Annotated in this window: 21 protein-coding genes and 1 pseudogene; 15 read left to right on the forward strand and 7 right to left on the reverse strand. The window is 35.8% G+C overall.

Going from position 1 to position 24,862, the window contains the following annotated elements:
* The first annotated feature begins 108 nt into the window (after positions 1-108).
* From RTP99_RS19485 to RTP99_RS19500, 4 genes are all read left to right on the forward strand, one after another.
* Positions 109-1,299, forward strand: a complete 1,191-nt coding sequence (locus RTP99_RS19485) for a glycine C-acetyltransferase (protein WP_000095907.1) — start codon at positions 109-111, stop codon at positions 1,297-1,299.
* Positions 1,300-1,343: 44 nt separating this feature from the next.
* The gene (locus RTP99_RS19490) at positions 1,344-2,309 is read left to right on the forward strand and encodes an L-threonine 3-dehydrogenase (protein ID WP_000723136.1); all 966 of its coding nucleotides are present in this window, start codon (positions 1,344-1,346) and stop codon (positions 2,307-2,309) included.
* Positions 2,310-2,421: 112 nt separating this feature from the next.
* Positions 2,422-2,964, forward strand: a complete 543-nt coding sequence (gene pyrE / locus RTP99_RS19495; protein ID WP_000417034.1) for an orotate phosphoribosyltransferase — start codon at positions 2,422-2,424, stop codon at positions 2,962-2,964.
* A complete protein-coding gene (locus RTP99_RS19500; RefSeq protein WP_001189933.1) occupies positions 2,951-3,373 on the forward strand; it encodes an NUDIX hydrolase in 423 nt (140 codons plus the stop codon). Before pyrE ends, RTP99_RS19500 begins: the two co-directional genes overlap by 14 nt.
* Before the next feature lie 39 nt (positions 3,374-3,412).
* On the opposite strand, the gene RTP99_RS19505 is transcribed toward RTP99_RS19500, so the two are convergent.
* The 3 genes from RTP99_RS19505 to RTP99_RS19515 form a co-directional block, all read right to left on the reverse strand.
* Positions 3,413-5,296 carry a vWA domain-containing protein gene (locus RTP99_RS19505; protein WP_001248863.1) on the reverse strand — a complete coding sequence of 628 codons (1,884 nt, stop codon included), beginning with the start codon at positions 5,294-5,296 and terminating at the stop codon, positions 3,413-3,415.
* A 3-nt stretch (positions 5,297-5,299) separates the two neighbouring features.
* Positions 5,300-6,193, reverse strand: a complete 894-nt coding sequence (locus RTP99_RS19510) for an ATP-binding protein (RefSeq protein ID WP_000892969.1) — start codon at positions 6,191-6,193, stop codon at positions 5,300-5,302.
* Positions 6,194-6,320: 127 nt separating this feature from the next.
* Positions 6,321-7,850, reverse strand: coding sequence for a cardiolipin synthase (locus tag RTP99_RS19515; RefSeq protein ID WP_000743047.1), 1,530 nt, complete (start codon positions 7,848-7,850; stop codon positions 6,321-6,323).
* Positions 7,851-8,033: 183 nt separating this feature from the next.
* Here RTP99_RS19515 and RTP99_RS19520 point away from each other — a divergent pair, with 183 nt between their 5' ends.
* The 3 genes from RTP99_RS19520 to RTP99_RS19530 all read left to right on the forward strand — a co-directional run bounded on the left by RTP99_RS19520 (position 8,034) and on the right by RTP99_RS19530 (position 10,761).
* Positions 8,034-8,252: a hypothetical protein gene (locus RTP99_RS19520; protein ID WP_000546156.1), complete on the forward strand. Its 219-nt coding sequence runs from the start codon at positions 8,034-8,036 to the stop codon at positions 8,250-8,252.
* 30 nt (positions 8,253-8,282) lie between these two features.
* Positions 8,283-8,597 (forward strand): hypothetical protein, encoded by a 315-nt coding sequence (locus RTP99_RS19525; protein WP_001106372.1) that lies wholly within the window; start codon positions 8,283-8,285, stop codon positions 8,595-8,597.
* A 457-nt stretch (positions 8,598-9,054) separates the two neighbouring features.
* Positions 9,055-10,761 (forward strand): putative bifunctional diguanylate cyclase/phosphodiesterase, encoded by a 1,707-nt coding sequence (locus tag RTP99_RS19530; protein WP_000893373.1) that lies wholly within the window; start codon positions 9,055-9,057, stop codon positions 10,759-10,761.
* A 25-nt stretch (positions 10,762-10,786) separates the two neighbouring features.
* Here the strand turns inward: RTP99_RS19530 and RTP99_RS19535 are convergent, their stop codons facing one another.
* Positions 10,787-12,184 carry an amino acid permease gene (locus RTP99_RS19535; RefSeq protein WP_000448457.1) on the reverse strand — a complete coding sequence of 466 codons (1,398 nt, stop codon included), beginning with the start codon at positions 12,182-12,184 and terminating at the stop codon, positions 10,787-10,789.
* A 449-nt stretch (positions 12,185-12,633) separates the two neighbouring features.
* Between RTP99_RS19535 and treR the strand changes: the two genes are divergently transcribed.
* The 3 genes from treR to treC all read left to right on the forward strand — a co-directional run bounded on the left by treR (position 12,634) and on the right by treC (position 16,587).
* Positions 12,634-13,344 (forward strand): trehalose operon repressor, encoded by a 711-nt coding sequence (treR, locus tag RTP99_RS19540; protein ID WP_000987251.1) that lies wholly within the window; start codon positions 12,634-12,636, stop codon positions 13,342-13,344.
* Between the two features lie 140 nt (positions 13,345-13,484).
* Positions 13,485-14,912, forward strand: a complete 1,428-nt coding sequence (gene treP / locus RTP99_RS19545) for a PTS system trehalose-specific EIIBC component (protein ID WP_000513952.1) — start codon at positions 13,485-13,487, stop codon at positions 14,910-14,912.
* Between the two features lie 13 nt (positions 14,913-14,925).
* A complete protein-coding gene (gene treC / locus RTP99_RS19550; RefSeq protein WP_000656102.1) occupies positions 14,926-16,587 on the forward strand; it encodes an alpha,alpha-phosphotrehalase in 1,662 nt (553 codons plus the stop codon).
* A 31-nt stretch (positions 16,588-16,618) separates the two neighbouring features.
* Here the strand turns inward: treC and gerKC are convergent, their stop codons facing one another.
* From gerKC to gerKA, 3 genes are read right to left on the reverse strand one after another with little or no spacing between them, the layout of a single operon-like run.
* Positions 16,619-17,743: a spore germination protein GerKC gene (gerKC, locus tag RTP99_RS19555; protein ID WP_000474034.1), complete on the reverse strand. Its 1,125-nt coding sequence runs from the start codon at positions 17,741-17,743 to the stop codon at positions 16,619-16,621.
* The gene (locus tag RTP99_RS19560) at positions 17,724-18,830 is read right to left on the reverse strand and encodes a GerAB/ArcD/ProY family transporter (RefSeq protein ID WP_041184728.1); all 1,107 of its coding nucleotides are present in this window, start codon (positions 18,828-18,830) and stop codon (positions 17,724-17,726) included. Before RTP99_RS19560 ends, gerKC begins: the two co-directional genes overlap by 20 nt.
* Positions 18,811-20,313, reverse strand: a complete 1,503-nt coding sequence (gene gerKA / locus RTP99_RS19565) for a spore germination protein GerKA (RefSeq protein WP_046646296.1) — start codon at positions 20,311-20,313, stop codon at positions 18,811-18,813. The genes RTP99_RS19560 and gerKA overlap by 20 nt, the downstream gene beginning before the upstream one ends.
* A gap of 69 nt (positions 20,314-20,382) precedes the next feature.
* Here gerKA and RTP99_RS19570 point away from each other — a divergent pair.
* The 5 genes and pseudogenes from RTP99_RS19570 to glnH form a co-directional block, all read left to right on the forward strand.
* Positions 20,383-20,475, forward strand: a pseudogene (locus RTP99_RS19570) (CPBP family intramembrane glutamate endopeptidase); the annotation flags it as partial.
* A gap of 23 nt (positions 20,476-20,498) precedes the next feature.
* Entirely contained in the window at positions 20,499-21,470 is a 972-nt protein-coding gene (locus RTP99_RS19575; RefSeq protein WP_000401630.1) for a phosphotransferase enzyme family protein, read from the forward strand.
* 157 nt (positions 21,471-21,627) lie between these two features.
* Positions 21,628-23,088 carry an alanine/glycine:cation symporter family protein gene (locus tag RTP99_RS19580; RefSeq protein WP_000387151.1) on the forward strand — a complete coding sequence of 487 codons (1,461 nt, stop codon included), beginning with the start codon at positions 21,628-21,630 and terminating at the stop codon, positions 23,086-23,088.
* A gap of 136 nt (positions 23,089-23,224) precedes the next feature.
* On the forward strand, positions 23,225-23,953 hold the full coding sequence (locus tag RTP99_RS19585) for an amino acid ABC transporter ATP-binding protein (protein WP_014893317.1): 729 nt from the start codon (positions 23,225-23,227) through the stop codon (positions 23,951-23,953).
* Positions 23,954-23,965: 12 nt separating this feature from the next.
* The gene (glnH, locus tag RTP99_RS19590; protein WP_000916481.1) at positions 23,966-24,796 is read left to right on the forward strand and encodes a glutamine ABC transporter substrate-binding protein GlnH; all 831 of its coding nucleotides are present in this window, start codon (positions 23,966-23,968) and stop codon (positions 24,794-24,796) included.
* The last annotated feature ends 66 nt before the right edge of the window (positions 24,797-24,862 follow it).

Raw genomic sequence — 24,862 nt, forward strand, 5'->3', positions numbered from 1 at the left:
TTAAACTATTTTTCTATAATAAATTCTGAAAACGTGTTAAGCTAGTAGAGGGATTATTAGAACTATTAAGACAATAATTCGCTTACATGAACGATGGGAGGCTTCACGATGTCTAGTAAAACACTTGCAAAATTTTTAGAAGAAAATTTAGAGGATTTAAAATCAAAGGGGCTTTATAACGTAATTGATCCGCTTGAGAGTTCAAATGGACCGATCATTACAATTGGCGGAAAAGAATATATTAACTTATCTTCAAACAACTATCTTGGATTAGCAACAGATAGCCGTTTGCAAGAAGCAGCAATTGGTGCAATTCATAAGTACGGCGTTGGAGCAGGAGCGGTTCGTACAATTAACGGTACTTTAGATTTGCATATTAAATTAGAAGAAACAATTGCAAAGTTTAAACATACAGAAGCAGCAATCGCTTACCAATCAGGATTTAACTGTAATATGGCAGCGATTTCAGCTGTTATGGATAAAAACGATGCGATTCTTTCAGACGAATTAAACCATGCTTCTATTATCGATGGTAGTCGTCTATCAAAAGCAAAAATTATCGTTTATAAACATTCTGATATGGAAGATTTACGCCAAAAAGCAATCGCGGCGAAAGAATCAGGTCTTTACAATAAATTAATGGTCATTACAGACGGTGTCTTCTCAATGGATGGAGATGTTGCAAAACTACCAGAAATCGTTGAAATTGCAGAAGAGTTAGACTTAATGACCTATGTAGATGATGCACACGGTTCAGGTGTACTTGGAAAAGGTGCAGGAACTGTAAAGCACTTCGGTCTATCTGATAAAGTTGATTTCCAAATTGGTACATTATCAAAAGCAATTGGGGTAATTGGTGGATATGTAGCAGGGAAACAAAACTTAATTGACTGGTTAAAAGTTCGTTCACGTCCATTCTTATTCTCTACAGCATTAACACCAGCTGATGCAGCAGCTTGCATGCGATCCATTGAAATTTTAATGGAAAGCACAGAGTTACATGATCGCCTGTGGGAAAATGGTCGCTATTTAAAACAAGGGTTAAAAGAACTTGGCTTTAACATCGGAGAAAGTGAAACACCAATTACACCTTGCATTATTGGTGACGAAGTATTAACACAAGAATTTAGTAAACGTCTAAATGAAGAGGGCGTATATGCAAAATCTATCGTGTTCCCAACTGTACCTAAAGGAACAGGACGCGTTCGTAATATGCCAACAGCAGCTCATACGAAAGAAATGTTGGATGAGGCAATTCGTAAGTATGAAAAAGTAGGGAAAGAAATGGGCATCATTTAAGTAAAGACATCTTTTGAATAGCTTGCAAATGAGGAGTGGGGAAAATGAAAAAAATTCTAGTAACCGGTTCTTTAGGGCAAATTGGTTCTGAACTAGTAATGAAACTTCGTGATGTATACGGCGCATCAAATGTTATTGCAACAGATATTCGTGAAACAGATAGTGAAGTAGTAACATCTGGTCCATTTGAAACGTTAGATGTAACAGATGGACAAAAACTACATGATATCGCAAAGCGTAATGAAGTAGATACAATTATTCATTTAGCAGCTTTACTTTCAGCAACAGCAGAAAAAAATCCATTATTTGCATGGAATTTAAATATGGGCGGACTTGTAAATGCATTAGAAGCAGCTCGTGAATTAAACTGTAAATTCTTCACGCCAAGTTCTATCGGTGCATTTGGTCCATCAACGCCGAAAGATAATACGCCACAAGATACAATTCAGCGTCCTACTACGATGTATGGGGTAAACAAAGTAGCAGGAGAATTACTATGTGATTATTATCATCAAAAATTTGGCGTTGATACGCGCGGTGTACGTTTCCCAGGTTTAATTTCTTATGTAGCTCCTCCAGGAGGGGGAACAACTGATTATGCAGTTGAAATTTATTATGAGGCGATTAAAAAAGGCACATACACCTCATACATTGCAGAAGGAACATACATGGATATGATGTACATGCCAGATGCTTTACAAGCGATCATTTCATTAATGGAAGCTGATCCAAGTAAACTTGTGCATAGAAACGCGTTCAATATTACAGCAATGAGCTTTGAGCCGGAGCAAATCGCAGCATCAATTCGTAAACACATCCCGGCGTTTACGATGGATTACGCTGTAGATCCTGCTCGTCAAACAATCGCTGATAGCTGGCCAAACTCTATTGATGCAACAGCAGCAATGAAAGAGTGGGGCTTTAAAGCAGAATACGATTTAGACAAAATGACAACGGACATGCTTGCTAAGTTAAAAAAAAAGCTCACAGCTGAGTTAGTGATGAATTAATAGGAAGGGTCGATTCTTAGGAATCGACCTTTTTTGTTTGTATTTTAGGAATATACAAATAATTACAAGTGTGATAGAATGAATTAATTTGTGTGTAAAGGGGAGACAGGGAATGGAGAAATGGGAGTTAGCAAAGGAAATTTACAATACGTCACGTTTAACGGGAACATTTAAACTTCGATCAGGACAAGTATCAAATCAATACTTTGATAAGTACTTATTTGAATCTAATCCAGTACTGCTAGTAGAAATTGCTAAACAATTGAAAGAGCTCATTCCTCCTGAGACAGAAGTGCTCGCAGGTTTAGAGATGGGAGGAATTCCAGTAGCAACAGCATTATCTTTACAAACAGGTATACCAGTTGTATTTGTAAGAAAAGAAGCGAAGAAGTACGGTACATGCAAGTTAGCAGAAGGCGTTGATATTGCTGGGAAAAATGTTTGTGTTGTTGAAGATGTTATTACGACAGGTGGTCAAATATTATTAAGCACGAAAGATTTAAGAGGATTAGGTGCGAAAGTCCACCATGTTCTAGGCGTGATTGAACGAACGAAAGAGGGAAAAGAAAACTTATTAGAAGATGGTTTACAGCTACATTCCTTATTTACAATGGATGAGTTAATTGAAGGAGAAAAGCAACATGCAAAGAGTTGATGTCGTATATGCACTAATACATGACGAAGAAACAGATAAAATATTAATGGTACATAATGTAGAACAAAATATTTGGTCATTGCCGGGTGGGGCTGTTGAAAAGGGTGAAACGTTAGAGGAAGCTCTAGTAAGGGAAGTAAGAGAAGAGACAGGTTTAACGGCTATGACAGGTGGACTTGTTGCGATCAATGAAAAATTCTTTGAAGAATCAGGGAATCATGCACTATTATTTACATTCCGAGCAAATGTAGTAACAGGTGAACTTATTGCAGAAGATGAAGAAGAAATTTCTGCAATAGAGTGGGTGGACAGAGCAATTGCAAATGAACGATTCCCGTTCTACGATGGTGGATTTGAGGCATTATTAGAAGTAGCCATTCCATACAAGTTTCAGCCAGAAACAAAGTGATTGAAAGAAAAAAACAGGAGCGCAACGCTCCTGTTTTTTCTATTCAATCGTCTTCAGTAATAACTTTTTCAATAGTGGTTTAATCTTCAAACGTAAATCTTCAGCGTGATTTGCAACTAAGAAGTGATGGTTATAAATGTTCTTCATTAATTGATAAGTTGCTTCTTTTGCTTCGCCTTCTTCGATGAAGATCCCGATTACTTCCATACCACTTTTACGAGCAAGTTTGACAGCTTCATGCGTATCTAAAATACCGTCTTGTTGATAGTCTAGTGCAGAAGGCTCACCGTCTGTGAAGACAAGTAAGAATTTATGCTTTTCTGGTCTTTTTGCAAGCTTTTCAGAAACGATACGAATAATATATCCATCGCGGTTATCTTCTTCTTCGCGAAGTTGCATAATTTCGGGACCAACGTTTGGTAACGTTGAGTTTTTATACGTTACAACTTCATGGATAACGTTCGGCTTATCTTCAGGTTTAGCACTAGAAGCATCTTCCCAAAATCCGCTAATAGCGTGCGGGATTTTTAAAGATTTCAACGCTTCATGGAATAGGACCACACTCTTTTTCGTTTCTTCCATTTTGTTATACATAGAACCAGAGCAGTCCACTAGTAGTTGGAATGCAACGTCGAGCTCTTGTGATTCTTGCCCTTTTTTATAAAACATGCGAGGCTGCTTTTCAGTATAAATACGAAGGAATTTCTTACGAAGTCTTCCGTAATATTTATCACTATTTGCATTCGTTTTATTTTCAATCGTTTTTTCAATAATTTTCTTTAATTCTTTTACATCTTTATTAACGACTGATTTAATAGCTTGGTAATCCTTTTTCTCGTCAGGATTTGGTTTGCGTGCTTCTTTAAATGTATGAGAAGCGCCAGTGTTATACTTACCATATGCACCATCATTTTGACTAGAAGCGTGAGAGGCTCTTGCTTCCTCTGTATCAGTACCATCAAAGTTGGATTGTGTACTTTTTTGAGAAGTACCTTGTACAGAGCCAAGTGCTTGGTCACCATCTTCTGATTCGCGAGCAGTATCACCCATCATATTTGTTTTTGTTCCGCTTTCTAATTCAAAGCGTAAAAAGTTCTCGTTTTCGTTATTTTTATTTTCACGATGCCATGTGGAGAAACTTTCATCCATTTTGTTTTTATTTTCATCGTCATCTATGAGTTGTGTATCATCATTTGCTAATTTTTCGGGACGGCTGTCTTTTTCATCTGCAATAACAGATAAGTAGAGCGGAGCATGTCCGAAATAGTTGTTAAGCATATCACTTTCAAGAAGCTCCTCTAAACGATAGCGAATTTTCTCAACGATATACATAATATCTTCCGTATTACGAGCTTGGAATGTTTCATGCAGAATAGCTTCAATTTGCTCGAAATATTCATTATTAAACATTTCATATTTATCGCTCGTTAATGAAAGATAGCATAGACAAAATAGACGATCACCGTGATAGTTACGAACGCGATTGATTTCATTTTGTGAGCTAAAGTAATTGCGATACATTTCTTTTCTTCTTTTAAAAACATGCTTTGTGCCAGGGCGTAAGTTTTTTACGATTTCCTCAACACGTAAATCTTCTAATAGAACAAATAATTGTGTTAAAAACTTTTTTAAGGGTGATTCTTGTAATTCAATCGCATAAGAACGAATTAAAGTCATGTCCGAGTAATGTTTATTACCAAGTGCTTTTAAAAACACTTCGCTTTTTAATCCGATTACTGTATCCTCTTCTTTTCGATCATCCCAAAAGTGACTAATGACAACCTTTTTTTCAATTTCGTCGTAGTATGCTTTATAGCCATACTCAAGGTAGGCATCATCTTCTTTGAGAAGGGCATACATTAAGTTTTCCATTTGTAGAAACAGCGACGCATCAATTTTTTTGTCACTAAAAATTTGTCTCATGAATTATCCCTCAAAGAAATAACTTTCTGCTAATTCACGGACAGTCATTTGTTCTGTTTCATCGTTTAATTTTGCGATAATACTACGTTCAATTGCACGCATAACAGGAATATATACACCTAAATCACATGCATCAATAATGCCACGAATACTTGCTGCTTCTTCACTTACGCGGCCGTCACGAGCTAAAGGCATAAGATCGCTTGCAAATGCAACGAACTTTTCAATTGTTGTAACATCGTTTAATTTTGATTCTGCTAATAATAATTCTTTTAATGTATCACCTTGAATGTAAGGAACTTCAATAATAACGAAACGGTTTTTTAACGCTTCGTTTAGTTCACTTGTACCAACGTAACCTTCATTAATAGCAGCGATTACGCGATATTCGTCATCACCGTATACAACTTCTTGTGTAAACGGGTTTGTAATCATTTTACGGTAATCTAATGCACCGTGAAGAAGCGGTAACGTTTCAGGTTTTGCCATATTGATTTCATCAATATATAGGAAATGACCGTTCTTCATCGCTTTCATAAGAGGACCGTTAACGAAAGCAACTTCAGATGCGCCATCTTTCGTTTGTAGTGTGTTGTATCCTAAAATACCTTCTACATCTAGGTCGACAGAACAGTTAATGCTATGCATTGGTTTTTGGAATAAAGAAGAAAGCGTTTCAGCTAGTACTGTTTTACCACTACCAGTTGGTCCTTTTAATAGAATGTTCTTGCCAAGAAGAAGTGCTGTAATAGCATCTTCGATAATGCTATTATCAGATGCTTTATATATTTTTGTACCGATTAAATGTGCATTTTCACCAGCTTCTTGCTTATTCTTTTCGTGAATTGTAGAGAGCTGTTGTTTTAAATCAGCATGTATATGAAATTGTTCTAACATGTATTTCCCACCTAACATTATTTTCATAAAGTAATACATCTTATGATAACTTGTTTTAATATGGTATGCAAAGAAAAGGGGAGGGGACAAATATAAAAGAAAAAGCAATCAATTGTACATTGATTGCTTATAGTAAAGGAGAAATGAGCCTCATAAAAGACTCTAATATTCGTTTTTTGATACTTCTTTTTTGGAAAGCGTTCCATTTAATTTCAGTGGAATGCTTAAAGTCTTCTTCAAAATCACGTTTAATATCATGAACAGTTTTTGATTCATACAGTACGCTAATAATTTCGTAATTCAATTCAAAGCTTCGTACATCCATATTTGCTGTTCCGATTGTTGCAATTTTATCATCAACAAGTACAAGTTTTGCATGCATAAAGCCATCTTTATAACTATAGATGGAGGCACCAGCTTTTAAAAGTGGAGTGAAGTAGGATTGGGATGCTTGATCACTAATAATACTATCACTTTTACCAGGATATAAAATGCGTACATCTATGCCAGATATTGCACTTAAACGTAATAATGTTAAAGTTTCTTGATCTGGAATAAAATATGGTGTAGCAATCCAAATAGATTTTTTTGCAGAGCCCATAATAGCTAATAACGTATTACGAATGCTCTTATCATCTGAGCTTGGCCCGCTTGCTACAATTTGCACAGCACCTTCTGCACTTGAAACTTCTTTACCTGGGAAGTATTGTCTATTCATAAATTGATCCCAGGAATAGGTTTTCAAACCACTAGATGCATAGAGCCAGTCCTCTAGAAAAATTGCTTGTAATTTATATAACGCTTTTCCTTCGATTTTTAAATGACTATCACGCCAAACGGGAAACTTTTTTGAACGGCCAAGATATTCATCACCGACATTAAGTCCTCCAGTAAAACCAATTTCTCCATCGACAATGACGATTTTACGGTGGTTACGATAATTAACTGTTTCAAGTAACCAAGCTGAAAAAATAGGGTCAAATTCAACAATTTCAATCCCAGCTTCTTTCATAGGTTTTAAAAAGCGTCTTCTTAACGTATTACTTCCTAATCCATCATAAAGGAAGCGTACAATAACACCAGCTTTTGCTTTGTTTATTAAAGCATCCCGGACTTTTGTACCAATCTCATCAGATTTATAAATATAGTATTGAATATGTATGTGATGTTTTGCTTGCTCGATAGCTTGCAAAATTTCTGAAAATGTTTGATCTCCGTTTGTTAAAAGTTTTGTAGTTGTTCTATCTGCGGCAGGCCCGCCTCCAAATTTTTGTACAACTTCTGTTAAATGGGTAGAGCGTTCACTTAATGGGACTTTGAGTGATAACTCTAGTCGTCTTCCTTCTAATATTTCACGGAATAATTTTCTTTGTTCTTCTGAACGATGGAGATGCTTTTTTCTTCTCCAACGGCTACGCCCGAAAATAGAGTATAAAAGTACACCTACAACGGGAAGAAGTGCTAATACTAAAAACCAAGCTAAGGTACTTTGAGGAGACCTATTTTCGATAAAAATAACGAATGAAATTCCTACAATTGTGATGGACCAGAGAACGCCGACAAATGTATATAACGAAATATACGATGTATTTAATAGGAAAAGAACGATAGATACAATTGTAAATATTAATAGTAATTGGACAATAGGTTTCTTCATTTCTATATAATTCCTCTAATCTTTCTTCAATATAGACTTCCTAAATAGCAGATGTAATGTGACATTTTTATTATAAAGTGTTTTCTGTTTTTTACAAAATGTAGGTATTTCCCCATACTTTCCGCATTTGTCCTACATACAGTGTATTGTTACGTTTTTAAAGAGAAAAGGAGGGTGAATAAAATGCATGGTCGTCCAATTGGAGGATTTGGTCACGGTGGTTTTCATGGTGGTTTTGGACATTCACCATTTTTTGGTGGGGGGTTCTTCCCAGGTTTTGTAGCAGGTGCATTACTCAGCCCTGGGTTTGGTTATGGCGGATATGGTTATCCGTATTACTCGGATTATCCTTATTATACAGGCTACCAACAAGATCCATATTATTCATACAATACCTATTAAGATGAGAACATGAAAAAGGAGAGGGAAAACATGAATTATATAGAAAATAACGGATTGTATTATCGTCATAATCATGGAGGTCACCATCATAATGGGGGACATCACCACCATGGAGGGCACAATCACCATGATTACCACCATCATCATCACGGAGGTGGATGGGGCTGGGGTGGAGGCTCATGGGGCGGTGGATTTTTCCCTGGAAGTTTTGCTGGAGGTGTGTTAGGTGGGCTTACAGCAGGTGCATTAACGGGTGCAGCAGGTGGAGGATACTATCCAGCACCGTACCCAGTAACTTATCCAGCGCCATATCCAGTTCCATATCCAACACCATATCCGTATTAAACCAAAAAAGAGGCTATCCTCTTTTTTGGTTTAATACGGTATTTATTTATAAAATACTTCCAAAATTAAGGTGAAAATATGTTAATATTTTGTTATTATAATTCAAAAAACATATATAATAATTTTAATTTATCCCGCATTAAAGGGCAGTAAGACCCCCACCTCAAAATTCAGCGGAAACAAGGAAGTTAGGCGGAGATCACCCCCCCACTGATTAAAGTTTCACTTTATATATATGTTCTTGAAGAGTTGTATAGAGTTAGCTATAAGAAACTACTACGTATAATTGAAAAGGTATTATATTGCTTTTTATTACAAATAATATTATGTTATTTTAATCGGCATATTTCAAAACATGATGTATGTAAAGGGCGATTATTAGGAAATGAAATATCTCTATTTCTATGAAAAGAAACAAGTTGTGTTTTAGTCAGATAGGAAGCAAGGAGAGATGCGCATGCTAGAACAAAGAGGTCATGCATTATATGAATCTTCATTGCGAGATTTAAAGTTAGCATTAGATGAGTCTTCAATTGTTGCGATTACAGACCGAAAGGGTCTTATTACATATGTAAATGATAAGTTTTGTGAAATCTCCAAATATACACGAGAAGAGTTAATAGGGAAAGATCATCGTATTTTAAATTCAGGATATCACCCAAAAACATTTTTTCAAATGCTATGGAAGCGTATTTTGAGCGGAAAAGTATGGAGAGGTGAGATTCGGAATCAAGCAAAAGATGGGACATATTATTGGGTTAAAACAACAATTGTTCCATTTTTAAATGAAAAAGGAGAGCCATATCAATTTATTGCGATCCGAAATGATATTAGTAGTAGGAAAGAAGCAGAACAGAGGTTACGGTTAAGCGAAAGTCGTTATAGAGAACTTGCGTATCATGATGCTTTAACGAGTTTACCGAACCGTTTACAATTAATAACGACTGTTAACGAATTAATTGCAGATAAAAAAGAGTTTGGTATGATTTATTTTGATTTGGATCGTTTTAAATTAGTAAACGATACGCTAGGTCATATGATAGGAGATTTACTTTTAAGCGAAGTTGCTTCACGGTTGCATTATGTGCTAGGAGAGAAAGATGTTCTGGCTAGGCTGGGTGGCGACGAATTTGTGTTGTTAACAAAAAATCATACACAAGATGAGATGAGGCAACTAGCGACATCTGTGTTGTCATGCTTTCAGGCACCATTTATGCTTGAAGGTCATGAAGTATACATTTCAGCAAGTCTAGGACTGTGCTCATATCCGCAAGATGGACAAGATGTGGAAACACTATTGAAAAATTCAGATCTAGCTATGTACAGTGCGAAAGAACAAGGTAGAAATGCCGCTTGTTTCTTTACCGATGAGTTACGTGCGAAAATAAATCGTAGAATGAAAATTGAATTTGCTTTGCAAAAGGCAATTCGTGATGAAGAGTTAGAGGTGGCGTTGCAGCCTATTATTGATTTGAAAACGAAGAAATATACTGGTATCGAGGCTTTAGTACGTTGTACGACAGAAGAAGGGCCTATTTCCCCAAGTGAATTTATCCCTATAGCTGAAGAATCAGGACTTATTATAAAATTAGGAGATTGGGTATTAGAAAAGTCATGTCGCTTATTTAAAACATTACCAAATTATCAAGAAGGATTAAAGTTATCTGTGAATTTATCTATACAACAATTAATGCAGAAACGTTTTATTTTGTCTGTACGTAGCATTTTAAAGAGAACTGGATTTCCTCCGAATCGTTTAATTTTAGAAATAACGGAAAGTACTGCTGTTCGTCATTTTGATTATATTATTGCTACATTACAAGAATTAAGAAATATGGGGATTTTAATTGCTTTAGATGATTTCGGAACGGGTTATTCTTCCTTATATTATTTAAAACAACTACCGCTGGATATAGTAAAAATTGATCGTAATTTTATTCGTGAATTTCATTATGATCATGCACAGCCAGAGCGAACGATTGTAAAATCCGTTATTGAAATTGCCCATAGCTTACATTTAGCAGTAGTTGCTGAAGGGGTAGAGACAGTAGAGCAAGAAAGTTTATTACAATCTATGGGTTGTGATTATGTGCAAGGATTTTATTATGCGAAACCTTTATCTGTAGGAGAGTTAAAAGAAAAGTTAACTACAGATTTCATATAAAAAAGAGAAGCGTAGCTTCTCTTTTTTAATTCATTTTTTGTGAGTTTTTCATTAGTATTGGATAGAGAATCAGACCTAATACGAACAATCCGATTCCTAAGAAGAACGTTTTTAAATCAGCAGTTCCCGTTTTGATAACCCAAATAGAATATATGAATGCTAATGTAGTAATGATGCCGTCCTTTATTCGAGAGCCAGGCATTATATCATACGTTTCTCCTGTAATAACTAATTTGAATTGGTACAGCGTAGAAACAAGGTATGGAATTAAATAAGCTAATGTTGCTACAACGATAGCGAAATTATAAGCTTCTGATACGGTACCAGAAATCGTTGAGAACAAGAAAATCTGCGTCATTACATTTGTAATCAATAATGATTTTGAAGGACTACCCTTTTTATTCGTTTTCGCGAAAAGCTTAGGGAAAAGTCCGTTCTTTGCAGCCTGGTAAGGTACTTCTGAACTAACAACAATCCAGCCCACTGTAGATCCAAATAAAGATACAAGTGCAAGTAGAGCCATGATATAGGCACCTTTATTGCCAATTGCTAAATTTAATGCGTCTACTAATGGTTTTTGAGACTCTTTTAAAGCATCTTGCGGGAGAGCGCCCATTGTAAGCAGAGTAATTGACATGTAAATAAGAAGAGCGATAATTAATCCGAAAATCGTAGCTTTTTTTACATCGCGCTGAGATTTTGCACGATTAGAAAGCATGACAGCCGATTCAATACCGATGAACGCCCAAAGTGTTGCAATAGCAGCTGAATTGATTTGTCCACCTAAAGAAATGGATTGTCCTGCTTCATTCATAAATGTTTGCCCATCTCCGAAATTAGAGGCATTGAAAATGAATAATGTGATTACAATAAACATTGTAAATCCAATAATTTTTGCAATAGTAGCAAGAAGATTCATATTTCCAGCACGATCAATATTTTGAGAAAGAATATATTGAATTCCCCATAACATAAGGCTGCATACGAGGAACGTTAATCCTTTTCCAAGTTCTAGTGAAAATCCGTTCGTTGAAAAGAGAATTTGCTTACTTTGTAAAACTGGAAAGAATGTTGATAAATATCCAGCAAAGGAAATAATAACAGATGCTGTTGCAGCCCAGTTCGCAGCCCAATATCCCCATGCCATACTATAGCCTGCAACTTTACCCGCTTTTTTTGAAGGGAACATCGCTTGAGCATAGCTTTGTGGTCCCGCTTTTAATTCTGGTTTTCGGATTGCTAAATTTCCAAATACGAGTGCAATCATAAATACGCCAAGTCCTGTAATACTCCACGCAAGTGTAGAACCCATTGGACCTGATACTTGTGCTAAATTCGCTGGGAGCATAAATACGCCACCGCCAACCATATTCCCGATAACAAAAGCTGTTAAAACCCATAATCCCCATTTTTTCGTTTCCATTTTTGTTAACTCCTTTGTAGTAAGATTTGCTTAAACATCATTTTTTACTAGCTTTTTGGCAATAAAAAAAGAGCCATGTAGATAAAAAATACCTACATGGCTCTTCGCCTAACGTAGGTACAACGGGAATAACCCTTGTACCTACGCGTAATTTTTCCGCTAGGTTTCAAGGGTTACGTATGATGATGATGTTTTTGTGCAAATGTAACTACAATTGTTGTATAAGTAAGCATAGTTCTTTGCTCCCTTTCTCCTCTGATTTTGAAGTTAGTATACTACATGTTTTTTTGAATGAAAAGAAAAATATAAAAATTTTTATAAAAATACGTTTTAGAGATTAAATATTTACCTTTATTTTTCCTATACTGGAAAATAAGTGAGAGATTGGCAGAAGAGTGTAGCATGGTATAATACATATAGAACTAGAAGGTGACAAGGGGCTATTGTAGATGATGAGTAAGTATGAACAAATTTATACAGAAATCAGTAATTCTATTGATAATAGGCAATTAAAAGAGGGATGCAAAATCCCATCAGAAACTGAATTAATGAAGCAATATGAAGCGAGCCGCGGTACTGTAAGAAAAGCTGTAGATTTATTACAAGAACGTGGATATGTTCAAAAAATACACGGAAAAGGTGTTTTTGTTTTAAAGCGAAAAAACATTGAATTCAACTTTGGTGGTATTGTAAGTTTCCAAGAAGAAAATGAACGTTTAGGACGTCATTGTATTACAGAAGTCGTAGAAATGGAGAAAGTAAAAGCAACAAAAGAGGTTGCAAAGCTATTAAATGTGAAAGAGAAAACAGACATAGATCATATTAAACGCGTACGAAATATTGATGGAGAAAAAGTAATTTTGGATATTAATCATTTTGTATCGGAATATATTCCTGGATTAACGAGTGAAATTGCAGCGCAATCCATTTATAAATATATTGAGAAAGAACTAGGTCTTCATATTAGTTATTCACAGAGAGTAATTGAAGTGCAACCATGTACAGAGGACGATAGAAAGTATTTAGATTTAAATGGAACAGACTATGTTGTTGTCGTGAAAAACTTTACGCATTTGTATGATGGAAGTCAGTTCGAATATACAGAATCCCGCCACCGCTTAGATATTTTTCATTTTTCGGATGTGGCGCGGAGAAAATAAGGAGATGGAACGTAATAACGTTTCATCTCTTTTTTTATAAAAAAATGACAAACTCGTATATACGAGTGTTGACTAACTTATATATACGAGTTAATATGTAATTGTAAACGGTATCAAAAAAAGAAAAGAGGGACGGGAATATGGGGAAAGACTATCGTAAAACAGCAGAGGAAGTGTTGCAGTATATTGGCGGGAAAGACAATATTGAACAAGCTGCGCACTGTGTAACGAGACTCCGTATCGCTTTAAAGGATGAAAGTAAAATAGATAACGATAAATTGCAGTCTGTTTCATTAGTGAAGGGAGCGTTTCATAACGCTGGGGTATTTCAAATTGTAATCGGTCCAGGAGATGTTGATCGAGTATATGCTGAATTGATAACGCTTGCAGGTATGAAGGAAGCGACAGTAGCTGATGTAAAAGATTCTGGAAACCAAAAGCTAAATCCAGCTCAAAAGTTTGTAAAAGTATTTTCAGATGTATTTATGCCGATATTACCAGCAATCGTAACAGCTGGTTTACTAATGGGAATTAACAACCTATTAGGGGCGAAGGACTTATTTTTTGAAGGTAAAAATTTATTAGATGTGTATCCAAACTTAAGTGGGCTTTGGGATTTAATTAATATGATGGCGAATACAGCTTTCGTATTCTTACCAGCACTTGTCGGTTGGTCAGCAACGAAGCGTTTTGGTGGTAGTCCGATATTAGGAATTGTTATGGGATTAATGCTTGTGCATCCAGCATTATTAAACGCGTGGGATTACGGAAAAGCAGCAACTGGTTTAGATGGACAAAAGATTGAGTACTTCGATATTTTAGGATTATTTCAAATTGAAAAAGTAGGGTATCAAGGTCAAATCCTACCGGTCTTAGTAGCAGCATTTGTATTAAGTAAAGTGGAAATCTTCTTAAAGAAACATGTACCAAATGCAATTCAATTGTTAGTTGTACCAATTACAACGATTGTCGTAACAGGTGTGTTAGCATTAGGGATTATTGGTCCAGTTACACGTCATATTGGAGATTTATTAACAGCTGGATTAGTAGGTGTATATGAAACAGTACCAGTAGTTGGAGCAGTATTGTTTGGAGCATTATATGCACCGCTTGTAATTACAGGTATGCATCATATGTTTATTGCTATCGACTTACAATTAATTGCACAACACGGAGGTACATTCATTTGGCCAATGATTGCTCTTTCTAACATTGCGCAAGGTAGTGCGGCACTTGCGATGTTCTGGATTTCTAAAAATCAAAATGATAAAAGTATGGCATCTACATCAGCAATCTCAGCATATTTCGGTATTACAGAGCCAGCTATGTTTGGTGTAAACTTACGAAATAAATTCCCATTCTATGCCGCAATTATAGGATCGGCTGTGGCAGCAATATTTATTACGTTAAATGGTGTATTAGCACCGGCTATCGGAATTGGCGGATTACCCGCATTTATTTCTATCATTCCGAAATCGATTCCAATGTTTATTGTCGGAATGATTATCGCAGTTGTAATCCCATTTACGTTAACGTGGTTATTTGCAAAGCGAGTAAAACAGAAGTAGGAGGAAGTTAAACATGAAGGATTGGCATAAAAGTGTAGTTTATCAAATTTATCCGAAGAGCTTTAATAGCTATTACAATAAAGAAACCGGTGATATAAAAGGGGTTACAGAGAAACTAGATTATTTAAAAGAACTCGGAGTAGATTATATTTGGTTAACACCGATATACCAATCACCACAAAATGATAATGGATACGATGTAAGTGATTACTACCGTATTGATCCATCTTACGGAACGATGGAAGAGTTTGAAGAGCTTTTAGAAGAGGCGAAAGCACGTAATATTGAAATTATGCTTGATATCGTTGTAAATCATAGTTCGACGGAGCATAAGTGGTTTAAGGAAGCGAAGGAAGATAAAAATAGTCCATATCGAAATTATTACATTTGGCGTGATGAAAAAAATAATTGGCAATCTAAGTTTGGTGGATCTGCTTGGAAATATGATGAGAAGACAGAGCAATATTATTTACATCTATTTGATGAGACACAAGCGGATTTAAACTGGGAAAATGAAAAACTTCGTGAAGAAGTATATGATATGATGCGCTTTTGGCTTGATAAAGGGGTAACTGGATTCCGATTAGATGTTATTAATTTAATTTCAAAAGATCAACAATTCTTAAATGATGACGGAAGTACAGCGACAAGCGATGGCCGTAAATATTATACAGATGGCCCACGTGTGCATGAATATTTACAAGAAATGAACCGAAATGTTTTTGAAGGGAAAGATGTAATTACAGTTGGAGAAATGTCATCTACGACAATTGATAATTGTATTAAATATTCAAACCCTGAGCGTAATGAATTAAGTATGACGTTTAGTTTCCATCATTTAAAAGTTGATTATCCGAATGGTGATAAGTGGACGAAGGCTGATTTTGATTTTATTAAATTAAAAGAGATTATGTCTAATTGGCAAATTGAAATGCAAAAGGGCAGGGGATGGAATGCGTTATTCTGGTGTAATCATGACCAGCCTCGTATTGTGTCACGCTTTGGTGATGATAAGGAGTACCGAAATGAATCTGCGAAAATGTTAGCGACAGCTATGCATATGTTGCAGGGCACACCTTACATTTATCAAGGTGAAGAAATCGGTATGACGAATCCTAAATTCGAGTCTATTGAGCAATATCGCGATGTAGAATCGTTAAATATATACGATATAAAGCTGGAAGAAGGATTATCAAAAGAAGAGATTATCGGGATTTTAAAACAAAAATCTCGTGACAACTCCCGTACTCCAATGCAGTGGAATGAAGAGATGAACAGTGGCTTTACAACAAGTACACCTTGGATTTCAGTGGCTGAAAACTATAAAGAAATAAATGTAGAGAAGGCACTAGAAGATAAAGAGTCTGTATTTTATCATTATAAAAAGTTAATCGAACTTCGAAAAACGTATGATGTAATTACAGAAGGAGAATATGCTATTTTGGATGAAAATGATCCTAAAATTTGGGCATATACTCGTACTACAGAAAGTGAAGTGCTACTTGTTATCAATAACTTCTATGGAGAGGAAATAACGTACTCTGTACCAGCGCACGTTCAATTGGATGGAATGAAACAAGAAGTATTACTGTCGAATTATAAAGATTCCAGCAAGGATATTACAAACCTTGACTTAAGACCATATGAATCAATTGTATATCGATATACGAAATAAAAAGTTGTATGCCTGCGTGGCATACAACTTTTTATTTTAAGACACCACTATACAAAATGCTTACTTCTACCTCAGGCTTAAATTTTACTTTTGCATAATCTTTATTCCAATTTTTTTTCTTCCATAGGTCAGGATGATAAGCGATAAGATGTCTACCAATTCCGAAAGCATCACAATTTGCCTTTTGTAACTTTTTCGTTATTTTTTTCGCTTCTTTCGTGAGCTGTTTGGATAGTTCCTTATTTAGTTTTTTTCTTTCATCCATTTTGTAAAGATTATCTCTCGGAGCTTCAAGAGCTATAACTTTTAATTGAAGCTTAATGTGAGCATACACATTTCCTTTTTTATCTGTTGTTATTTTTAAGTCTCGTTTTAGTTTTCTATTGCTAATTTCCATTGTTAAATAATCGGATGTCTTCTTCGATTCATCACTAGTAAGTTTTTGAGTTATACGTGCGCTTGTTCCCATTTTTCCAGTTAATAAAACGAATAAAACAGATTGTTTCAAAGGTAAATGCCCAGTTAATTTGTCTTTATTAAATAAAGCCAACCCGTCTGTAATAACTTCTTTTCCTTTTATTTTTATAGAAGGGAGGGTAAAGTCTTTACCGGGGTCTAACATTTTTGTAGCGGCTGTCTCCAAAGTTTCTTTTGGAAACACACTCATATCTTCTAAGCTTTTCACTTTTTTCTTTAGAAAATCTCCAATTAACAAATTTCCGACCTTCTTTTTTTCCAGTATCTTGGATGTTTCACCATCTACTGCAATAAGTTTTACTAAAGCAGTTGGGTTTGTTGGATCCCGAAAACTGACATCTAAATAGGGTAGTATCCCTTTTTTTAAAATTTTGGTTCCTAGTAATTGAACACCATATTTGAAATAGCGAATATTTCCAGTCACATTTTTTTTTAGAGCATCACTTGTATCCCTTATGTTATGCCCCGTTGCTGAATGTATTTCATTCTCAAATGAAGATTGCTCTCCACTTGAACTTTTTACGAGCTCAATTGTTTGCTGGAGTTTATTCTCTTCCGTAATATCAGATCCAATACTATAAGCTAACCTTGCTTCTCTTAATGGTTCTTGATCCCAACAGCCAGAAAGGAGGGAACTCGTACATAATATAAAAAGTAATTTAACTCTTTTTTTGAACATATTGTTCTCCTTTCTTATTTCTGAATAAGGAATAAAGAAGAAATAGAAAAGGTAAGATTAAAATGAAAATATAGGTAAATTTATCAGTAAATTGCGCAAGTACTTTTAATTCTTCTGGGGTATCTATAAACAAGGCTACACTAAAAGCAATAATACCAACGATTGGAACAGCCTTTTTATGATTAGTAAGGTTGAATATATGTCCGATTCCGATAGAAGCAGCACAATAATAACTAGCAATAGAAGCAGCAACAGTTATCATCCAAATTGGTATGAAGAGTAAATCAGTCCGGTCTATAATTCCGATGTGTAAAGAGCGTAATAAGTAAGCAACTGGTTCAGGAATAAGCTCAACTTGTTTCGGACTAAATACGATAAAGCAAATCCAAACAGTAAAAGTATAAAAAAGAGTTACAAATCCATTCGCGATAGAAATTGCTTTTAGTCGTGCCACAGGATTCCCATTTACTTTTGGGAAAGCGATAAGAATAATTTCAAAACCATACATAGCTGTAATTGTTTCCTTTGATGCTTGAATAATATTCCACCATCCGGCTTCTGTAATAGGAAAAATATAAGAAAAATCAGCTCGCGTGAGTCCTAGGGCAATTAAAAGAGCCATTGGAATAATAAGAATAGAGGCCATGACATAAAATCGTACGATGACTTTAAACGTATTATAAGCTATATAACAGCAAGCTATTGTACATAGTATGAGAATTGCAGACCATGGAGTTGCTTGTAAAACCCATACTTTAATGACATTACAAGCATTTAACATAACTGTCATACCGATAAGCGTAAAATAAAGAACATATAAAAAACCTAATAGTTTTCCGAATTTATTACCAAACATTATAGAAGAAATGTCATACATAGTTGCATCGGGAAATCTTCTTAATAAAAACCACATAAGTAAAATAATAAGTTGAATCGCAAGCCCGGCGATGAGTGCAGAAATCCATCCACCACCTTTTGCTATCGGGTGAAGACGGTTAGGTAGAGAAAGTATCCCCACTCCGATTTGGCATTGAATAACGAAAAAGGTAAATTGAACAAGTGAAATTTTACTTTGCGTGTTTGTCACCATTCTCATCCTCTCTCGTTACGTGTTGGCGTTGCATTTTTTTCGGTTTTGGATCATGTGGTCGTTCCCAAAATGACCAAATTGGTAGTCTTACAAAAGAATCTTTCATATCTTTAATCCGCATTGGTGCAACAGGAGAAAGATATGGTGTATGAAAAGAATGAAGCTGACATAGGTGAACGAAAGTTATAATGAGACCGAATGATATTCCTAAATATCCGAATATGGCAGCAAGAATCATTAGTGGAAAACGAAGAATTCGAACTGCTGAACTCATATCGTTTGATGGAACGAGAAAAGATGAGATTGCAGTTAAAGCTACAACGATAATCATTGTGTAAGAAACGAGTCCAGCTTTTACAATTGCATCACCAATTACTAAACCACCTACAATACCGATTGTTTGGCCAACTCGGCTTGGTAAGCGAATACCAGCTTCCCGTAATAATTCGAAAATCAATTCCATCAAGAGAGCTTCAAAAATAGGAGGGAGCGGTACTTTCTCTAATGAAGCTTTAATTGTATACACAAGTTCAAGCGGCAATACATCAGGATGAAAGGCTACGGTTGCGATATATATAGCTGGTAAGAGAAAAGCAATCAAAAAACTCACTAAGCGAATCATTCGGACGAAAGAACCGACAATCCAGCGGTTATTATAATCGTCTGGTGATTGATAGAAGGCAAATAACGTAACAGGAACGATAAGCGCTGTTGGATCTCCATCAGATAAAATAGCAACTCGTCCTTCCATTAAATTTGCTGCAACTCTATCTGGACGCTCTGTATTTAATTGCTGCGGAAATGGTGAGAAAGACGTATCCTCTATAAATTCTTGTATATATCCTGGAGGCATAAGTGCATCTGTCTTAATCGTTTCTAATCTTCTTTTCACTTCTGTAACTAAATCGTCATTCGCTATATTTTGCATATAAGCAATTGCCACTTTCGTGTGCATTTCTTCACCGATTGTAAAATACTTAACAACTAGATTTGGACTCTTAATGAGTTTACGAATAGAGGTTAAATTAGTTGCTAGATCCTCTACAAAACCAGTATGTGGTCCACGTACAATCCCTTCATTATCAGGCTCTGCTATATCTCTCTTTAAAGATAAAGCTGTTTCGAAAATACAAAAACTGTCGACTTGTTCATGAAAATATAATGATTTGCCTTGTAATAAGAGCTGCACGCCATAATTTAAATTCGTTTCCTTTTTCATATTTAATGTAGAAAAAGCTTTATCTAAAGCTAAATCTGACCGCGTCAATAAAGGCTCAAGGGCTAATTGATGAATTAGATTTGGGTCTGCTAAAGATTCGATATATAGGATTGCTCCTTTTCCGTTTTGAAAAGGGAGATCCAATTTTTTTATATCGTCTGAATGACAGAGCTTATTTTCGATATAATTAATGTTTTCCGGAAGTGATGGAAACATATGCTTTTGATCCGTACTCTCTTGTTGTTCTTTTTGCTCTGTCATAATTTCCACCTCTTTAGAATAAAGTTACTTCTGTTAATTTTTGTTTTTTGTGAGAAATTTATGCTTGGATTATATGAGAAAACAAATTCTATTTTATCGGCTATGATTGTCCACGCATTATTCAATTTCATAGCAGTACTTCTCACATTTGTGTCGAATTAAGAAGATATATAGGAGGGATACATATGGAAATAGCAGTAGAACGAGTTTTTACAAAAGAAATTTTAGCAAGAGCAGCAAAGACATTTCATGTAACAGTGGAAGAAAAGCCACTTGGAGATTTTGAAAATTATATTTTTAAGGCAAAGGGTGATCGTGGCGAAGATTACGTATTGCGTTTAACTCACTCTTCTCATCGTTCTAAAAAAGAAGTCGAAGCTGAACTAGATTTTTTACGATATGTTGCGGAGAATGGGGCAAAGGTAGCAGGACCCCTTTATTCAGCATCTCAAAATCTTGTAGAAGAAATCAGAGCAGAGGATGGGACTTTCTTTTTCGCTTCCTTATTTACATATGCAAAAGGGGAGCAAGTAAAAGGAGAAGAATCGCCTTATTGGGGCGAGCCTCTCTTTGAAGCATGGGGAAAAGCGATTGGACAACTGCATCGTCTAACAATGAACTATCCTAAAACGGATCATCGTGATACGTGGGAAGAAGATGAGAGTGGGATTGTTAATGAATTAGAAGATGATCAAGTGAAAAAGATCGCTGCGGTATTAATGGCTGAGATAAAGGCTCTTCCAATTGAAAGAGAAACGTTCGGCCTTATGCACGGTGATATTCATCCAGGTAATTTTCATTATGATGGTAAAGAGCTAACAATCTTTGATTTTGATGATGCGGCTTATAATTACTTTATACACGATTTAGCGATGGTTCTTTATTACTCTGTTCTATTTACACCGTGGACAGCGGAAGAGAAGACCGATTTTGCTCGTAAACAATTACAAGTGTTAAGAAAAGGATACGAATATGAACATAAGCTAGCGGATAGTTGGTATGAATCATTGCTGTTATTTTTACGTTTACGCGATATAGGTTTATATGGCACGATTCAAAAGAAGTTTAAAGGGAAAGATATGCCTGATAACTTCTTGAAATTATCAGAAGAGCTATACGAAAGAATTATAAAAAAAGAAGCAATTGTGAATATATAATACATTCTGTTCAAAACAAAGTATATAAAACAAATATATACTTTGTTTTTTTATACAAAAATATGTTTATTTTATTAAAATAATATTGTCATAGATTCGGTATACATTTATAATTTTTATATATTCTGAATATTCTTGATAAAAAGGAGGGGGAATATTGGAAGCTTTCGTAAATTGGTTAAATAATATTGTTTGGAGTCCAGCACTTGTTTATTTATGTTTAGGAGCAGGTTTATATTTTTCAATTCGAACGAGGTTTTTACAAGTAAGGCATGTAGGAGAAATGGTGAAGCTGACATTTAAAGGAGAAAAATCAGAGGCGGGTGTTTCTTCATTCCAAGCGTTAGCACTTTCGTTATCTGGACGCGTTGGAACAGGGAATATAGCTGGGGTAGCAACGGCGGTTGCCTTCGGCGGACCAGGAGCTGTATTTTGGATGTGGGCAGTAGCCTTTTTAGGAGCAGGATCAGCTTATGTAGAATCTACATTAGCACAAATCTATAAGACAAAGCATCAGGGACAGTTTCGCGGTGGACCTGCTTATTACATTGAAAAAGGTTTAGGTGTGAAATGGTATGCTCTAGTATTTGTTGCAGCGACAATTCTTGCAACGGGGCTTTTATTACCGGGTGTGCAAGCAAATAGTATTGCTGTAAGTTTAGAGACAGCTTTTGGAATTAATACTACTCTATCAGGGGCTTTATTAGTTGTTGTATTAGCTCTTATCATCTTCGGTGGAGTAAAACGAATTGTTAACGTAGCGCAAGTTGTCGTACCGTTTATGGCTGTTGGGTATATTTTAGTAGCTTGTGTTATTGTCGCTATGAATATTGAAAAATTGCCAGAAGCATTTATGTTAATTATAAGAAGCGCTTTTGCATTAGAAGCAGCATTTGGTGGTATTATCGGTTTAGCAATTTCTTGGGGAGTAAAACGTGGTATTTATTCTAATGAAGCAGGGCAAGGAACAGGGCCACATGCAGCGGCAGCAGCTGAAGTATCACATCCAGCTAAGCAAGGTTTAGTGCAAGCATTTTCCGTTTACATTGATACATTATTTGTTTGTTCAGCAACAGCGTTTATGATGATTATTACAGGCATGTATAACGTATTTGATGCAAGCGGAAAAAACTTTATCGTAAATAAATTAAATGGTGCTCAGCCAGGGCCGGGATATACACAGGCAGCGGTAGAATCTGTTTTCCCTGGATTTGGAAACGGTTTCGTTGCAATCTCATTACTATTCTTTGCATTTACAACAATTATGGCGTATTACTACATTGCAGAAACGAATATCGCGTACTTAAATCGTGATAAAGACCGCCCTTGGCTGTCTATGGTACTAAAGTTTGTATTTTTAGGAGCTGTATTCTACGGTTGTATAAAAACAGCAGCAACGGCTTGGGCTTTAGGCGATATCGGTGTAGGAATTATGGCATGGGTAAATATCATTGCGATTTTACTATTACAAAAACCTGCATTAGTTGCATTAAAGGATTATGAAAAGCAGAAAAAAGAAGGAAAAGATCCAGTATTCGATCCAGGGCCATTAGGAATTAAAAATGCTGATTTCTGGGAGCATGAATATGGAAAAGATAAGAAAGAAGAAGTATCGTAATGGAATAGAAATGAAAAAGCAAAGGGGAAATTCCTTTGCTTTTTTTATGGACAAAATGAGGCTGGAAGTTATTTTTTTGCCTATTTTTGAATATAAAAAGAATGTACATGCTTTGTTAGGGGAAGGGGTGAGTATGTTGATAGAGTTTCGTAACGTAAATAAATATTATGGTACCTTTCAAGTTTTAAAAGATATTAATGTGCAAGTGAAAAAAGGTGAAGTGGTAGTAGTTGTTGGGCCTTCAGGATCAGGAAAAAGTACATTACTTCGGTGTATAAACCAGTTAGAGTCCATTACGGATGGAGAGTTAATTGTACAAAATACGGAGGTACACAATGCAAAAACAGATATGAATGAATTACGCCGAAATATCGGAATGGTCTTTCAACATTTTTATTTATATCCACATAAAACAGTTCTTCAAAATATTACATTAGCACCTATTAAAGTAAATAAAATTTCAAAAGAGGAAGCAGAACAAACAGCGATGTTTTATTTAGAGAAAGTAGGAATTCCAGAGAAGGCTAACGTGTATCCACATCAATTATCTGGAGGACAACAGCAACGGGTGGCAATTGCTAGAGGGCTTGCGATGCAGCCGGAAATTATGCTATTCGATGAGCCTACGTCTGCTCTTGATCCGGAGATGATCGGGGAAGTATTGGATGTTATGAAAACGTTAGCTAAAGAAGGGATGACGATGGTTGTTGTCACGCATGAGATGGGATTCGCGCGGGAGGTAGCCGATCGGATTTTATTTATGGATGATGGCAAAATCATTGAGGATACAACACCGGCGCAATTTTTTGCAAGTCCTGAACAAGAAAGAGCGCGGCTATTTTTAAGCCGAGTGTTAAACCATTAAAGGAGGAGTTTTATGCTTAAAATGAAAAAGTTGTTTACGTTAATCGTATTTTCATGTCTATTCGTACTTGTCGTTGCTGGATGCGGAAGTAAAAAAGATGAGGCGAAAGAAACGAACACGAAGCAAGGCGGTGCTGTTGAACAAATTAAGAAGCGAGGGAAGTTAGTAGTTGGGGTGAAGAATGATACGAACTTATTTGGATTGAAAAATCCTTCGACAGGGCAGGTAGAAGGATTTGATGTTGATGTTGCAAAGGCGCTTGCGAAAAAGATTCTTGGGGATGAAAAGAAACTAGAGTTGAAAGAGGTAACATCTAAAACGCGTATTCCACTACTGAAAAACGGTGACATTGATGCAATTATTGCAACAATGACAATTACAGAAGAACGTAAAAAAGAAGTCGATTTTTCAGATGTATATTTTAAAGCAGGGCAATCGTTACTCGTGAAAAAAGGGAGCGATATTAAAAGTATTGATGATGTGAAAAAGGGCGTAAAAGTGTTAGCAGTAAAAGGTTCAACGTCTACAAATAACATTCGCCAAAAATCACCAGAAGCGACTGTATTAGAATTTGAAAATTATAGTGAGGCATTTACAGCGTTAAAAGCAGGAAAAGGTGATGTTTTAACAACAGATAATGCAATTCTTTACGGCATGGCAAAACAAGATTCAAATTATGAAGTTGTCGGGAAAATTTTTACGGATGAGCCGTACGGAATTGCAGTGCAAAAAGGTGCAGATGATTTAACGAAAGAGATTAATAGTTTAATTAAAGACATGAAAGCAAGCGGAGAGTATGACAAATTATATGAGAAATGGATTGGGCAAAAACCAGAGAAGTAAAGTGATGAATAGTAAAAGCGAGAGGATGAGAGCACTCATCCTCTTCTTGTAAAGAAAGAGGGGAGA

This window comes from Bacillus sp. (in: firmicutes), assembly GCF_031983925.1.
Lineage (GTDB): Bacteria > Bacillota > Bacilli > Bacillales > Bacillaceae_G > Bacillus_A > Bacillus_A pacificus.

Coding starts and splice junctions, on each gene's coding strand:
- RTP99_RS19485 (WP_000095907.1), top strand. CDS start 109: ATGTCTAGTAAAACACTTGCAAAATTTTTAGAAGAAAATTTAGAGGAT.
- RTP99_RS19490 (WP_000723136.1), top strand. CDS start 1,344: ATGAAAAAAATTCTAGTAACCGGTTCTTTAGGGCAAATTGGTTCTGAA.
- pyrE (WP_000417034.1), top strand. CDS start 2,422: ATGGAGAAATGGGAGTTAGCAAAGGAAATTTACAATACGTCACGTTTA.
- RTP99_RS19500 (WP_001189933.1), top strand. CDS start 2,951: ATGCAAAGAGTTGATGTCGTATATGCACTAATACATGACGAAGAAACA.
- RTP99_RS19505 (WP_001248863.1), bottom strand. CDS start 5,296: ATGAGACAAATTTTTAGTGACAAAAAAATTGATGCGTCGCTGTTTCTA.
- RTP99_RS19510 (WP_000892969.1), bottom strand. CDS start 6,193: ATGTTAGAACAATTTCATATACATGCTGATTTAAAACAACAGCTCTCT.
- RTP99_RS19515 (WP_000743047.1), bottom strand. CDS start 7,850: ATGAAGAAACCTATTGTCCAATTACTATTAATATTTACAATTGTATCT.
- RTP99_RS19520 (WP_000546156.1), top strand. CDS start 8,034: ATGCATGGTCGTCCAATTGGAGGATTTGGTCACGGTGGTTTTCATGGT.
- RTP99_RS19525 (WP_001106372.1), top strand. CDS start 8,283: ATGAATTATATAGAAAATAACGGATTGTATTATCGTCATAATCATGGA.
- RTP99_RS19530 (WP_000893373.1), top strand. CDS start 9,055: ATGCTAGAACAAAGAGGTCATGCATTATATGAATCTTCATTGCGAGAT.
- RTP99_RS19535 (WP_000448457.1), bottom strand. CDS start 12,184: ATGGAAACGAAAAAATGGGGATTATGGGTTTTAACAGCTTTTGTTATC.
- treR (WP_000987251.1), top strand. CDS start 12,634: ATGATGAGTAAGTATGAACAAATTTATACAGAAATCAGTAATTCTATT.
- treP (WP_000513952.1), top strand. CDS start 13,485: ATGGGGAAAGACTATCGTAAAACAGCAGAGGAAGTGTTGCAGTATATT.
- treC (WP_000656102.1), top strand. CDS start 14,926: ATGAAGGATTGGCATAAAAGTGTAGTTTATCAAATTTATCCGAAGAGC.
- gerKC (WP_000474034.1), bottom strand. CDS start 17,743: ATGTTCAAAAAAAGAGTTAAATTACTTTTTATATTATGTACGAGTTCC.
- gerKA (WP_046646296.1), bottom strand. CDS start 20,313: ATGACAGAGCAAAAAGAACAACAAGAGAGTACGGATCAAAAGCATATG.
- RTP99_RS19575 (WP_000401630.1), top strand. CDS start 20,499: ATGGAAATAGCAGTAGAACGAGTTTTTACAAAAGAAATTTTAGCAAGA.
- glnH (WP_000916481.1), top strand. CDS start 23,966: ATGCTTAAAATGAAAAAGTTGTTTACGTTAATCGTATTTTCATGTCTA.